The following is a 12,884-nucleotide window of genomic DNA, read 5'->3' as shown; positions in this document are numbered from 1 at the left end:
TAAATATTGACCTGATATCGCCCCTTATTGAGGCGCGACGCCCCGTTTGAAGGCAGTTTCAGTTGCGGTAATGACTCGGCGCGACGCCGCTCCAGCGCGTGAAGGCGTGTCGAAAGCTTGCGGTCTCGCTGAAACCCAGCTCTTCGGCAATTCGATGAATAGGAAGCCGGTCTTCGTGTAACAACTCCTTGGCCCGTTCGAAGCGCAGTTCGTCGAGCAAGGCCTGATAAGTGCTACCGTTTGCAAGCAAGTGACGACGCAGGGTGCGCTCTGAGCAGTTCATCTGTTGTGCAACAGCGCCCAGACTGGGCGCGCCTTTCAGTTGGTCGGTGATCAGCCGGCGAACGCGCGCCAGCCAGGCCTGGCGCCCGGTGAACTCGGTGTTCTGTCGCCGACACCGCTCATGCATGTCGCGATGGGTGATGCGGTCAGCCAGCGGCAGGCCATGGTCGAGCCAGATGCGCGCAAATCCGAACGCATTCTCGCTGTGATCGAACTGCACGGGGCTTGCAAACGTTTCGTCATAGCGTTGCAGGTAATCAGGTGCCGAATGCTTGAACCGTGCGCCAATCAGGGGCAGCGGATGCCCCAGCAGGTCGTCGCAGATAAGCTTGAGTGAGGCCAGACACATTTCGGTGTTGAACACCGTCAGTTGCTCATGTGCGCCATAGTTGCTTGCGCCGAGCCAGACTGTGTCTCCATCGTCTACCAGGTGCAGTTCAAACAACGTCCCCAGCAGGGCGGGGTAAGCTAGCGCCAGACGCAATGCATCCCCAAGTGTGGCGCTGGTGAGCAATGCGTAACCCAGAATGCCGTAAGACGACACGTGCATCCGCCTGCCCAGCTCCAGCCCGACATCGGGGCGCAACGCCACCGCATTGGCGTACACGCGCATTTCCTGATGCGTAGTGATGCGGATCTCGGCCCGTTCGAGTTCTGCCACATTGATCCCGCTGCCTTCCAGCAACGCTTCGCGTGTAAACCCCTGCGCGACAAACGTTTCGAGCACCAGTGAAACGGCGTTCAGGGTGGTGAGATGAGCATGCAGCATCGGCGCTTTCCGTTGGCTGACAATCCTGGGCAAAAGATGCACAGCCTGTACCGCCTTGTATATATTGAATGCATGAGTTGCGAACCTGTTCACATCACCTTGGCCGGTATACAACACGCGATCAGGTTGGCTTCACGGACTGAATATTCTCAGGCTCAGAGAGAAGGCTCGCACATGGACACGTTAAGGCCATACGCCCTCATGGATCGGGATGCCTGTCTGCACATTTTCGATACCAATACGCCGCATTATTTTGACCCTTCGGAACGAGAGAAATTTGCCAACTTTCTGCTCGCCCCGCTGGGGGAGTACTTTGTGGCCCAACGCAATGGCGAGACATTGGGCTGTGGCGGTTTTCTTGTTCTGACCGACTCATCGTTAGCCGAACTGACGTGGGGCATGGTGGACAGTCACCACCACGGAAAAAACCTGGGTCGCTTTCTGACTCTGGCCCGGCTGGAACTCATGAAGTCGATCCCCGGTGTGATCAGCGCTTACATCAATACCAGCCAACATGTTCAGGGCTTCTACGCAGGACTTGGCTTTGCTGTGAACCATATTGAGACTGATGCTCATGGCTCCGGTATTGACAGCGTCAAAATGTCGATGACGATTGGACGCACTCCGCTTTCAATAAAAGCGTGTGGAAACACAAAAAGATGAGGCGTTAAAACCTGTACAAGAACACTGCAAATATTCATAAATGTACAAGAATAGTTTTTATGTACTAACAGCAGGCTCGCCATTGATATTTATAGGGAACGTCTCATTTTCAAGACTTTCTGACCGTTAATGACGTATCAAATTGACTTGTCTCAGGAAGACCATGAACGCCTACCGACTTTCCATGCTTGAAATAAAGCACATGATTGAACAATCATTGCTTCCGCATCGCTGTGAGTGGGCCATGGCAGATGGGGGGTCATTGACGTTGACGCTGACCAGCGCCACAAGTCCTCAGGACATGATCTGCATGACCGGTATCAAACTGTCCAGCCTTGCCTCGAGCAGGGCCATTTCCGAGCTGGTGGGTGAGGCTCGGTATCTGTTGTCGATGAGCGGGACGCAAAGTATTGCTCTTGCCGATCAGCCAGCGCCCATGAAGCACTGGAAGTAATACAGCTTTTTCTGTCAGGCGAGATTCCTGTGGGCCTGACGTGTTCGTCGCACGTGTCGGGCGATAACTGCCGCGACACGTTGATTTATGAGTATTAGCCGCCATCACCGTGACGGAATGTCCTCGATATCTCTGACGATATTACGAGGCAAAACGCTGATGAAAAACCTCTCGGTGCGGGAATTTCCTTTATTCGTCACTATCTTGGCCAAGGTTTTCCAGTTTTCCAATTCGCCCCTTATACCGCCCGGCTGCAGGCGCTCAAGGTGCTTGCCGAAATGCAGCACCTCGCTGCCGGACTTCTTCACTGAAATCTGATAGCCGAAATCGACGCTCAGCAGGACGGTATTGTCATCGACGATTGACGATATCAGCCCTCCTTGGTAGTCATTGATTCGGCGCGTGTACACCGTGCTGACGTCCAGCAGGTAATCCGCATCGTCTTTGCTGGCAGCGTAACGATTGGCCTTTTTCAAGCCGTTGATCAGCTCAAGCTCAAATCCGTCTTTCACTTGATCACGGGTCATGAATCTCTCGTTTTCACCCTCCAGCTTGAGTTCGAATGTCTCGACCCAATAGGTGGCTGTTTTCGGGATGTGCGCCGGAGTGGGGGAGATGTAGTAGTCAGGCGTGGAAGCGCAGCCGGCAACAAAGGCAACGGCCAGCAACAGGGCAGCAAAGCGCATTTTTCGTCCTTGAGAAATGGTGGGTGGTAATTCAAATACAGGCCCTTGGTCGGCAAAATCCTGTACAGGTTCCCGTCCCGCACACCTGAGTGCGGATGGCCTGGAGTCGTTACGGCTGAACCGTTTCTGGACGTTTGGTCCGTCCAGGCCTAGCTGAGGCCGTGGTTCTGCGTTGCCTGACTATTATTGAGTCTGGCCGATTTCTGTAACGCAGCTCGCATCTGGAGAAAATTCATGTCCACATTCGACACCGTTGGTTTTCTGGGCTTTGACGTATTTGGCACCGTCGTCGACTGGCGAAACGGCGTGGCCCGCGCGGCTGCGCCGTTTCTGCATCGCCATGACGTGAGCGCAGACCCGCTCGATTTCGCGGACCAATGGCGCGCGCTGTATCAGCCGTCCATGCAGCGTGTGCGTTCCGGCGAGCGCCCCTACGTGACTCTGGATGTGCTTAACCGTGAGAATCTGGAAACCGTGCTCGCCCGGTACGATTTCGATTTCGGCGCGGCGACAGACGCAGAACTCGTTGAGCTCAACCGCGCGTGGGAACAGTTGGATCCCTGGCCGGACGCCGTCGCCGGTCTGACCCGCTTGAAGCGCAAATTCGCGATTGGCGCCCTGTCGAATGGGCATATTGCCGGGATGCTGAAACTGGCGAAATTCGGCGGCTTGCCATGGGACGTCATCCTGGGTGCCGAGATCGCGGGCACCTATAAACCTCAGCCGCAGGTGTATCTGAAATCGGTCAAAACCGCGGGTTTCTCACCTGAATCAGCGGGCATGATTGCGGCGCACAATTCCGACCTGGCGGCCGCTCGTGCCAATGGCCTGAAAACAGCGTTCGTTCGCCGACCCACCGAATACGGCCCCAATCAGACGCTCGATCTGAGCCCGGCGAAAGACTGGGACCTGATCGTTGGTTCCCTGACCGACGTTGCCGATGCGCTGGGGTGTTGAAATGATAGGTGCACGAATGCCTCAACGGTCATACGGCACCACTGGGTAAAAATCATGGATCGAACAGAGGATGGGTCTTTCAGATGAACAGCTGCCGCGTTGCCATTGATTCTGCGGCAGGACCCAAACGTTATTACTCAGGAGAAAGTCATGTCATCCAGCCGCCCCCTCGCTCTGGTCACCGGAGGTTCGTCAGGCATCGGTTTTGAACTGGCCAAACAGTTTGCTCAGAACGGTCACGACGTAATCATTTCCGGGTCCAGCGACAAAGTAAAAACGTCCGCGCAGGAAATCGGCGCGTTGGGCGTCGAGTGTTTCGCCTATCAGGCAGATGCGTCGACGTACGACGGTGTCGAAGCGCTGTGGAATTACGTCATGTCTCTTGATCGTCGACTGGATGCCGCAGCGTTGAATGTCGGCATCGGCCAGGGCGGGGCGTTCGTCGATAACCCGCTCGAAGACGATTTGAAGTTGATCGCCATTAACATCACCGGCACCGTGCACATGGCCAAGCGGGTGGCGACGCACATGCTGGCCAACAAAAAGGGCCGAATCCTCATCACCTCTTCCATTTCAGCCACTCAGCCCACGCCCCATGAAACGGTGTATGGCCCCTCCAAGGCATTCGGATTTTCCTTCGCTGAGTCGCTTCGCGAAGAATTGCGCGGAACAGGCGTCACCGTGACAGCGCTGCTCCCCGGCGCAACTGACAGCGAGTTTCACAAAAAGGCCGGGATGGGCAGCAGCAAGATCGGCAGGTCAGAGAAAAATGACAAGACCGAGGTGGCCAGGCAAGGTTTTGAGGCGTTGATGAATGACGTCGATCATGTTGTGGGTGGCGATGAAGCGACCAAACAGCAGGCCATCGACAACCGCACCACGCCAGAAACGGTAAAGGCGCACAACCATGCCGAGAATGCCCGGCTTCACTAGACGCTTGCCGTCGACGCACCGAGAGGCGCCGCCGGATTGCCCAACGACCTCTGGAACGTGTTCATGAAGAAAAGCGAACTTCCCGTCAAAACCTGCGCAGTCTGCGGCCTGCCGTTTACCTGGCGTAAAAAGTGGGCAAGGTGCTGGGACGAAGTTCGCTACTGTTCAGAGCGGTGTCGGCGTAATAAAGGCACGTGAGCGCTGAGCAAAGGCCCTGAGTCGGGAGATAGCATTTTGCAGAGTGGGGAATGATTTATTCGGGGGTGTAAAGCGAGCCGCCCAGACATGTCTGAATGCTGAGTTTTGGAAGGCTTCTGTTTGATTTCATTGAAGAATATGGAGCGGGTAGAGGGAATCGAACCCTCAACTAAAGCTTGGGAAGCTTTCGTTTTACCACTAAACTATACCCGCATTTAAGCGTTGTTACGGTACGCGTTCGCGAGCCGTTCTGTCAGAACTGTCGCCCTGAAGGGCACCCGCTTTGAGCGGCTGACTTTGTACCAGAAGCAGACCTTGATTTGAAGCGCTAATTTTTTCCGGCTGCAGGTTCAGTGCAGGTGCCTGCCATGGGAGGCCAGCCGCCGAGTGCCGTTGTTCGTGCACTGGCGGTGGTTTCCCCGGCTCTGTCGAGCGCTGGTGTCAGAGGGCGAAGGCATGATGGTTCGGGACCAGGTTGTAGGCGTGGCGCGAGGGCTCGGTCAGGGTTGTTTGCGGTTGCAGAAAGCTCATCAGCGCCAGTTTCGAGTCTCGGCAGGCGGCCTTGTGCTCCATGTCCAAGAAGTGACCGGCGGCCTCAATGGTGCTGAAACGGCTGTTTTTTACGTACTGAGCGAATTGCCTGGCGTCGTCTGCGGCCGTGTATTCGTCCCAGGCACCGTTCATGAACAGTACGGGCACGTTGATGCTGGTGGCTGCCATCAGATAGTTGCCCGGATCGATATCCAGAACCTGACTGATGTGGTGAAGCATCTGGTCATACTCATGCAGGTCCAGGCTGCTCACATGGCGATAATTAAAACGCTTGAACAGTGACGGCAGGTGTTTGCCGATAGTGTCGTTGATCAAGTGCCCCATTTCATGCCGATTGTGGGCGCTCAGGTGGGTGAGGCCGCGTTGCAGGTAGCTGCGCATGTGTTGGTTGATGACCGGCGAGAAGGAGCTGATGACTGCACTTTCAACTCGCTTCGGTCGATGGGAAAGCGCAACGAGCGCGGCGGCTCCGCCCCATGAAAACGACATCACGTGTTCGGCATTGAAGTGGTCGATCAGCTCCAGCAGGATCTGGCCTTCCATTTCCCGGGTGAGATGCGTCTGGTGCAGGTTATGAGGCTTGGATTTCCCGGCGTATGGCTGGTCGTAAAGCACGACGTTCAGCCGCGGGTTGAGATTGCGTACGGTCTGGGCAAAGGATGCCGTAGTGGCCAGTGAGCCGTTGACCAGAATGATGGTCTTTTCAGCGGCCTCTGCGCGATAGAATTCCGTGTAAACCCGAAACTGTCCTTGTATATCAAGCACCGCTTTTTCTGGCGACATAGGTGTAACTCCTGGCGTAAACAGGTAAACGCGCAAACAACATTGCACGAGTTTCGTGACAGGCAGGCATAGCCGATTAAAGGCCCATGTCGATCCTAACGATCTGTTCGACAGGTATTATTATTGGCGGGCAATTTGCCGTGAGCGCTTGGCTCTATACGGCAAAAGGTTTCTTGGAATAGTGGTTTGACTCGTCAGTCACATGCGGACTGACGATCTGGATTCAAACAGGCGAAATCGTAACCCGCAAGGTTCGAGCGGCGGTTGTTTTTTTAATCCGCCGAACGGTTGTGACTTTTCAGAACAGTGCAATTTCCGCAGCATGCAGTTCACGGTAGCTCGCGGGCTCAAGCGTGGGGTCGAGCGGCAATGCGCCCATGCTTTCCCGATGCAATATCAACACTTTATTGTCGAAGTGACCAAACATCCGTTTTATTTGATGGTACCGGCCTTCAACAATACTCAACCGTGCACATCGAGGTCCCAGCAGTGTCAGTTGTGCAGGTTGTGTGGTGATATTTTCGAATGAAAAATAAAAGCCTTCTTCGAACTTCGATATATACCGTTCGTCGATCAACTGCTCGGTTTCGACGTAATAGACTTTCGGCAATTTAGTGGTGGGCTGGGTCAGTCGTCGCGACCATTGTCCATCGTTGGTAATCAGCATCAGCCCCGTCGTGTTGAAGTCCAGCCGTCCGGCGATGTGCAACTCGTGTTTGTCAGGCTCATCGAGCAGGTCAAGCACGGTGGGGTGTTGGGCATCGATTGTCGCGCTGACGCAACCCTGGGGCTTGTGCAGCATGAAATAGCGCGCAGCCTTGCCAGCCTGCAACACTTCGCCATCGAAGGCCACGCAACTGAATTCACGCACGTCGTGGTGTGGATCGACGGTTTTGTGGCCATCAACCGTAACCCGCCCGTTGGCCAGCGCCAGGCGTACGGCCTTGCGATTGAAGCGGGGCAGGTTGCTGAGGAAGCGATCAAGACGCATGACGTTGACGACGTTACGTAGACAGGGAGCGCATGGTACGCGATCTAGCGCGTCGGTTGGCCGGGTGCCGCGTCTGCGATCCCTGCACAACGCGGGCACAGACACGCCTTGTCGCGCAGTTCTTCAGGCAGCGCCTTGAGCACCGCCGGGTCGATGGTTTCTGAAAAGCACCAGCAAGGCTGGCTGGCCGTACGCGGATCGGCAAGGCTGCACTGGTTGCTATAACCGCACACAGGGCACAGTTGGGTCTGGTTCTCGACGGGGTTCATGGCGATGCACGGTCTTGTGGTTCGGGTCACGGTATCTTAGCAATCACAGGCCTCACTGTCGGTGCACGATACACGGGTGAGCGGCCCATCAGCGATGCCAGCGCGGCGCAGCGGCAGTGCACCAGCAGAATCCTGTCGTAATGAATGCCTTGCGCCGAGAGTTTGTTGAAGAGGTCTGCCAGCGTCGGCGACGCACTGCCAAAGCGGTTTCGTACGGTCAGGACGTCCATGGGTATTGCTGGCAACTGCCCACTGAGCGGTGAGCTGTTCGAGTTGCGTACGATGTGTGCGATGTCGTCATAGGTTTCGTCCCTGAGCGTCTGAAATTTGGACAGTGTGTAGTTCTTCAATCTCCCGGTCAGCGACGTGCCTGCCATGACCATGTCGGTGATGACCAGCGGCGCCAGCGTCAGCGGTTGTATCGGTGTATTCCGCGCTGCGGTGGAAGCGGCAAAGGCCTGGACACGGTTGCTGACGACACGGTGCAGTCGCGGGTCAACAAGTTCGTAACCATGAGGGGCATACGTGCGAATCTCCGTGCCGTTGGGGATCTTGACCGTCGAGGTCCATGGCAAGTAATGCCCGTGAGTGCTGACCACCAGGGTTCGGGCCTGACCTCTGTCCGAGGTCCACAACAGAAACCTGCGGCCCAGCTTCCAGGCATGGACAGGCGTGGCGCCAAAGTTCGGATGGCTGACCACGGTCCAGCGCTTGAGCAGGGCGTTGGTGTGGAAGAACTGTACAAGCCGGGTCTGACGCGGGTTTAGGGATGCAGTGGGCCGAAAGCTGATACCCCTAGGTGTCGTTGCTGCCTTTTCCAGCGCCTGCGTGGCGATGCCGGACGGTTTTGATAGCCTGTTCAGCGAGCGCAGCATCCTCGGCGTCTGCGGCCCAAGGTGCATCAAGCCCAGTGACAGCGCAGACAGCAGCGCCTGGTTTTTCTCGGGGTAGCGACTGCCTGGCAGGCGTGCGGAAGCGATATTCAACGACGTGATGCCGGCTTCCGTTACCAGATAGGCGATGAAGGCTGGTGTCAACAGCGGCGCCAGAGGCGCCAGCAAAGATTGCAGATGACGCAGGCGGTTGCTCCAGGCTTCTATCGATATCTGCGAAGACGTGACGATTTCGTCCTGCGCGTCATACAGCGCGTTCTGCTTCAGGACTTGATGCAGAAACGCGAAGAGCGAGCCGCTCAATTTTTTCTGGGTCAGTGAATGACTCATGGCTTTGTGCGTATCGGGGTTGTACAGCGCATCGGTCCACGGGCGAAGGATGGACGCGGGCGCAGACGGTGCCTGCACGCCGCCCCACACGCTGAGCAGGTAGGTCAGACGCTTATGATGCCTGACGGGCACGTAGCGCAGGACGGCGGTGCGCCAGGCTTCGCTCGCCGCGGCCAGTCGCAGATGACGGTGCAGTTCATCGTCGCTGTGAAACTCGATAAAACTCGTCGAATGACCCGCCTGATACAACACGCTCGACCCACCGGGTTGTTCCAGCAACAGCAGCCCCGTGTACTGCTGTTCCATGCCGTCGATCAGCGAGCCCTGCACGTAGAACCCCAGCGTGGACCAGCATGCAGCATCAGGCGCCAGCAGAGCCTGCACTATCGCGTCGAAACCGCTGCGTTTGAGGCTGCCAAGTCTGAGGCTGATCAGTGCGTAAGTGATGAAAGTCGACCTGAACGCGTCTTCAATGGCACCTCTTTGAAGGCTCCAGAAAGTCTCCAGTCGTCGGGTCATCAATGACAAAAAGTCGAGCGATTTTATGTAGTCTTCAACGGCCTTCGGCGTGATGGAAAGCGCCTGTTGATCGGTCAGGCTTGCGGTGCCGCTGGCGTCGTGAAACACCAGACTACGACCGTCGTGGTCGATATAACCGCTTGGGTAGTCGACCCGATAGTTACGAATCAGCGCCTCGCTCAGCGTGATCGGTTTCTCGTCGGGCGTATGAACATGGGTGGATGGCGTGCGGGCATCGCCCAGCGGGGTGATCGAGTTGCCGCGCTGATACGCGATATACACCTGCTCAGGATTGAGCGTCAGCCCGTGATGCTCGCGCAAGTAGTCTGCCATGACCTGGTTTGCGACCGTCGATGGCTGAGGCAATTGTTCGAGTATCGCAGGGCGGGTCTGCCAGAAGTCCACCGCACTGGCCAGGGCCAGGCTGCGGGCGACAGGCTTCAACAGATCAATGCTGTCATAGGCTTCTGTGCTCAGCAGTGCGTAACCAAACGCCTCGTGGGCTCTGGTCATTTCAGCAAACACATCCCCCTCGATCACTTGCGACTCTGCAACAGGCGTGGCGTCGGCGGTTTGCTCCAGCGCACTCAGTACCTGTCGATGCAGGGCGGAGTCGTTGAGGGCGGCGATCAATCTTCTGGTCATCTCTGCGGGGTCATCGCTGATGTATTCGATGATTTTTTCGCGGGCCCCCAGCACATGAATGAAGCAGTGCGAGGTGAGCCTGGACCTGAACTGGAAAAGGCCCGGCACCTGCTCGCCGTTGACACACAGCGTTCGGGTTTCGGCCCTGACATCGAGCGCCGGATCAACGGTCGATGCCGCGTCGGAGGGGAAGTCGGCCAGTCCCATGGCATTGAGCGACAGCAGATAACCTTCCCGAGTGATGCGCGTGCTCGCGTAGTGGCGTGACAGATCGTCGAGGAAGGCCAGCCGCCATAAGGTGCAATAGGTCGCTCGGTGCCGTGTCCAGAATGATTCCAGGGCAGCGGTGTAGTCGTTGCTCCAGGGTGAGTGGAGGATCAACTTGAACGCTTGTGCCGCACTGAGGTTCGAGTCCTCATCTGACAATGGAGCCGGCTCGATGCTGCTTCGAAAAAGCGCCATGGCACGCGGGCCATCGAAACAGGCCAGTGCCGTATCGGTCAGCGACAGGCGCAAGCGGTATCGCTCGCGCCCATCGGTTGCCACCGAGGGATGGGTATCGGTGATAAAGGTGATGTACGACTGGTCCGGATCCATCGGCCAACCAACCTGGTTGATGAGCAGCTCGGCCAGTTGTTCGCGAACGTAATGGCGTCGTCGGGGCGTAAAGTCCATGTCCAGTTGGCAGGCCTCCAGAAACAGTACCGAGTCCTTGATCAGTGCGAAGCCAGGGCTTTTTCGTAGCGCTTTGAAGCGTCGTACAAGCGCCTTGCTTTTATCGGCCACAGGTTCGCCTGCAAAGGGTGGCGGGCCATGTTCGAGAGAAGAAAAAGGCTGCAACGACAGAAAAAACGGCAGAGGCTTTTCGAGCCTTGCGTGCATCGCGCTGCGGTAATCGGGCAGCGGCAGGGCCGTGGATTGTGCAAACGTTGCGGCAAAAGGGTTAAACGGGGTGTCCTGGCGAGGCGGACTCCAGACGGTGTTCATGACGACCTATCGAAGTGAGTGGGTTGCCCACTCACTATGTCGAGAAGACGCCGCAGGGAAGGCATAACTATCTATTGATGGCCTGAAAACGCTTTGGCGGCATGCGTGAGCGTGCCGCCGTCAGCTGCCTTTTCAGCTGCTTTTCTGTTCCAGATAGGCACGCCAGCCGCCCAGGTGGCTGATGTTCAGCGCGCCGTCCAGTCCATAGCCTTCGCAGATAAAGCCGGTTTCCCAGCGTCCGTCGGCGAGTTGTACTTTACCCAACCCCAACGGTGCGGGGATCCCGGTGAGAAAAGAACCCAGCTCGGCGCTCGGCAGTTCCCAGACCTCCACGGCAATCGCCACTCCGTGCTCAGCCACTCTGACCATGCCGGGCCGAAACGGCGGGCCGCCTGCCAAGGCATAGAGCTGGTAATCAGGTGAGCTTTGAGTAGCCTCCAACAGCCGTGCGCCGCGCTGTTTGAGCTGACCATTCAATGCCAGCCCGTCCAGATGCGCGCCACACACCACCAGCCTCGCCTTGTCGTTGCGCGCTGGCTGAGCGATCGCGGGCAGCTGCGGCGACTGGCCTGCAACCAGCGCCAGAGCGCTGTGGCGCTGAAAGGCGTCGGCCAGGCTGAGCAGATACTGATCGGTGAACGCTCTGCCGAACAGGGTCACGCCCCATGGCAGCCCGTTCTCCATGAAGGCGGCGGGAACGGCGACGGCGGCGTAATCGAGCAGGTTGACGAAGTTGGTGTAGTAGCCGAGCTCCGAGTTGCGCAGCACCGGCTCGGCAGCCAGTTCTGCCGATGTCACGGGACGGCCGATGCTCGGTGTAACGACGCAGTCCAGACCTTCCAGTGCCTTGTCGCAAACAGCCTTCAGCGCTTGCAGGCGGTATTGTGCGCGGAAAGTATCCACAGCCGTCACGGCCGGGGCCTTGGCCAATACCGCACGAATGACCGGCAGCACCGCCTCGGGATTGTCCTGCATCAATTGCCCGGCAACGCTGTAGCGCTCGGCGACCCAAGGGCCGCCGTAGAGCAGTTTTGCGGCCTCCAGGAAGGGCGACAGGTCAAGCGTCACGGCTTCACCGCCCATTGCGGTCAGGTGATCAATGGCATCGCTGAACAGCAACGGCCCCTGGATGCAGCCGAAAAACTCCAGGTCTTCGGCACGCGGGACGCCGAAGCGAAACGGGCGTGGCGAGCCGAACGCGCTGGCGTCATTCCAGGCCGGATTGCGCCGGCTGTACTCATCGAGTGGGTCGAGTGTTGCGACCAGCCCCAGCAACTGGCTGGCTTCTCTTGCTGTGGCGGTAAAGGTCGACACACAATCCTGCGTGCGACAGGCCGGTACGACACCAGCGGTAGAGATCAGTCCTTTGCTGGCCTTCATGCCCACCAGATTATTCAGTGCAGCGGGCACGCGTCCGGAGCCTGCGGTATCGGTGCCGAGCGAGAAGCTGCTGACGCCCAGCGCGACTGCCAGTGACGAGCCCGAGCTTGACCCGCCTGATGGATAGTCCCGCAGGACGCTGTTGGGGCATGCGCCGTAAGGCGAGCGACTGCCGTTGAGACCGGTGGCGAACTGGTCCAGATTGGTCTTGCCCATCGGCACCGCGCCGAGCGCGATCAACTGGTCGACGATGGTTGCCGAGCGCTCTGGCGTGTAAGCGTAAGCGGGGCAGGCTGCGGTGGTGGGGATGCCCGCCAGGTCGATGTTGTCCTTGATCGCGAACGGCACGCCATACAAGGGCAGGTCCTTGGGTTCGTGACCTTCCAGCGCAGTCAGATAAGGCTCGAGTTCGGCACTGCTGAGCAGGTGGATGAAGAGGTGGTAGTCAGGGTTCAGCGCTGCCGCTTTCTCCCTCAGCGACAGAATCAATTGGCGGGGTGATACCTGCCCGGACTGGTACGCGGCGCGGACGCTGTCCAGACGAAGATCGCTCAGCAGTGGGGTGTCGGTCATGGCAAGGTCTCCTTGAAATT

Annotated in this window: 12 protein-coding genes and 1 tRNA gene; 5 read left to right on the top strand and 8 right to left on the bottom strand. The window is 57.6% G+C overall.

The window, feature by feature from the left end; translation table 11 throughout:
- Positions 1-58 precede the first annotated feature (58 nt).
- Positions 59-1,051 carry an AraC family transcriptional regulator gene (locus KDX37_RS16440; RefSeq protein WP_231653735.1) on the bottom strand — a complete coding sequence of 331 codons (993 nt, stop codon included), beginning with the start codon at positions 1,049-1,051 and terminating at the stop codon, positions 59-61.
- Between the two features lie 174 nt (positions 1,052-1,225).
- Here KDX37_RS16440 and KDX37_RS16435 point away from each other — a divergent pair, with 174 nt between their 5' ends.
- Together KDX37_RS16435 and KDX37_RS29430 are read left to right on the top strand one after the other, a co-directional pair.
- Entirely contained in the window at positions 1,226-1,714 is a 489-nt protein-coding gene (locus KDX37_RS16435) for a GNAT family N-acetyltransferase (protein WP_231653788.1), read from the top strand.
- Between the two features lie 163 nt (positions 1,715-1,877).
- The gene (locus KDX37_RS29430; protein ID WP_231656669.1) at positions 1,878-2,168 is read left to right on the top strand and encodes a DUF1652 domain-containing protein; all 291 of its coding nucleotides are present in this window, start codon (positions 1,878-1,880) and stop codon (positions 2,166-2,168) included.
- Between the two features lie 104 nt (positions 2,169-2,272).
- Here the strand turns inward: KDX37_RS29430 and KDX37_RS16425 are convergent, their stop codons facing one another.
- Positions 2,273-2,854, bottom strand: a complete 582-nt coding sequence (locus KDX37_RS16425) for a hypothetical protein (protein WP_231653733.1) — start codon at positions 2,852-2,854, stop codon at positions 2,273-2,275.
- Between the two features lie 234 nt (positions 2,855-3,088).
- On the opposite strand from KDX37_RS16425, the gene KDX37_RS16420 reads away from it, so the two are divergent.
- The 3 genes from KDX37_RS16420 (at position 3,089) to KDX37_RS16410 (ending at position 4,942) form a co-directional block, all read left to right on the top strand.
- Positions 3,089-3,811, top strand: a complete 723-nt coding sequence (locus KDX37_RS16420; RefSeq protein WP_231653732.1) for a haloacid dehalogenase type II — start codon at positions 3,089-3,091, stop codon at positions 3,809-3,811.
- A gap of 150 nt (positions 3,812-3,961) precedes the next feature.
- A complete protein-coding gene (locus tag KDX37_RS16415; RefSeq protein WP_231653731.1) occupies positions 3,962-4,744 on the top strand; it encodes an SDR family NAD(P)-dependent oxidoreductase in 783 nt (260 codons plus the stop codon).
- Between the two features lie 63 nt (positions 4,745-4,807).
- Positions 4,808-4,942, top strand: coding sequence for a DUF2256 domain-containing protein (locus KDX37_RS16410; protein ID WP_231653730.1), 135 nt, complete (start codon positions 4,808-4,810; stop codon positions 4,940-4,942).
- 139 nt (positions 4,943-5,081) lie between these two features.
- Here KDX37_RS16410 and KDX37_RS16405 read toward each other — a convergent pair.
- The 6 genes from KDX37_RS16405 to atzF form a co-directional block, all read right to left on the bottom strand.
- Positions 5,082-5,155: transfer RNA gene (locus KDX37_RS16405), tRNA-Gly, on the bottom strand.
- 228 nt (positions 5,156-5,383) lie between these two features.
- Entirely contained in the window at positions 5,384-6,277 is an 894-nt protein-coding gene (locus KDX37_RS16400; RefSeq protein ID WP_231653729.1) for an alpha/beta fold hydrolase, read from the bottom strand.
- A gap of 298 nt (positions 6,278-6,575) precedes the next feature.
- On the bottom strand, positions 6,576-7,268 hold the full coding sequence (locus tag KDX37_RS16395; protein ID WP_231653728.1) for a 16S rRNA pseudouridine(516) synthase: 693 nt from the start codon (positions 7,266-7,268) through the stop codon (positions 6,576-6,578).
- Between the two features lie 44 nt (positions 7,269-7,312).
- Positions 7,313-7,537 carry a cysteine-rich CWC family protein gene (locus tag KDX37_RS16390; protein ID WP_231653727.1) on the bottom strand — a complete coding sequence of 75 codons (225 nt, stop codon included), beginning with the start codon at positions 7,535-7,537 and terminating at the stop codon, positions 7,313-7,315.
- 26 nt (positions 7,538-7,563) lie between these two features.
- Complete coding sequence (locus KDX37_RS16385) at positions 7,564-10,911, bottom strand: dermonecrotic toxin domain-containing protein (RefSeq protein ID WP_231653726.1); 3,348 nt, start codon at positions 10,909-10,911, stop codon at positions 7,564-7,566.
- A gap of 132 nt (positions 10,912-11,043) precedes the next feature.
- Complete coding sequence (gene atzF, locus KDX37_RS16380; protein ID WP_231653725.1) at positions 11,044-12,864, bottom strand: allophanate hydrolase; 1,821 nt, start codon at positions 12,862-12,864, stop codon at positions 11,044-11,046.
- Between the last annotated feature and the right edge of the window lie 20 nt (positions 12,865-12,884).

It is taken from the genome of Pseudomonas californiensis (genome assembly GCF_021147775.1).
GTDB lineage: Bacteria > Pseudomonadota > Gammaproteobacteria > Pseudomonadales > Pseudomonadaceae > Aquipseudomonas > Aquipseudomonas californiensis.
Note: the sequence above shows the minus strand (reverse complement) of the source record. Positions and strands in the feature narration are given on the sequence as shown.

Excerpts from the sequence above, each read along its gene's own strand:
- KDX37_RS16440 (WP_231653735.1), bottom strand. The coding sequence starts at position 1,051 with ATGCTGCATGCTCATCTCACCACCCTGAACGCCGTTTCACTGGTGCTC.
- KDX37_RS16435 (WP_231653788.1), top strand. The coding sequence starts at position 1,226 with ATGGACACGTTAAGGCCATACGCCCTCATGGATCGGGATGCCTGTCTG.
- KDX37_RS29430 (WP_231656669.1), top strand. The coding sequence starts at position 1,878 with ATGAACGCCTACCGACTTTCCATGCTTGAAATAAAGCACATGATTGAA.
- KDX37_RS16425 (WP_231653733.1), bottom strand. The coding sequence starts at position 2,854 with ATGCGCTTTGCTGCCCTGTTGCTGGCCGTTGCCTTTGTTGCCGGCTGC.
- KDX37_RS16420 (WP_231653732.1), top strand. The coding sequence starts at position 3,089 with ATGTCCACATTCGACACCGTTGGTTTTCTGGGCTTTGACGTATTTGGC.
- KDX37_RS16415 (WP_231653731.1), top strand. The coding sequence starts at position 3,962 with ATGTCATCCAGCCGCCCCCTCGCTCTGGTCACCGGAGGTTCGTCAGGC.
- KDX37_RS16410 (WP_231653730.1), top strand. The coding sequence starts at position 4,808 with ATGAAGAAAAGCGAACTTCCCGTCAAAACCTGCGCAGTCTGCGGCCTG.
- KDX37_RS16400 (WP_231653729.1), bottom strand. The coding sequence starts at position 6,277 with ATGTCGCCAGAAAAAGCGGTGCTTGATATACAAGGACAGTTTCGGGTT.
- KDX37_RS16395 (WP_231653728.1), bottom strand. The coding sequence starts at position 7,268 with ATGCGTCTTGATCGCTTCCTCAGCAACCTGCCCCGCTTCAATCGCAAG.
- KDX37_RS16390 (WP_231653727.1), bottom strand. The coding sequence starts at position 7,537 with ATGAACCCCGTCGAGAACCAGACCCAACTGTGCCCTGTGTGCGGTTAT.
- KDX37_RS16385 (WP_231653726.1), bottom strand. The coding sequence starts at position 10,911 with ATGAACACCGTCTGGAGTCCGCCTCGCCAGGACACCCCGTTTAACCCT.
- atzF (WP_231653725.1), bottom strand. The coding sequence starts at position 12,864 with ATGACCGACACCCCACTGCTGAGCGATCTTCGTCTGGACAGCGTCCGC.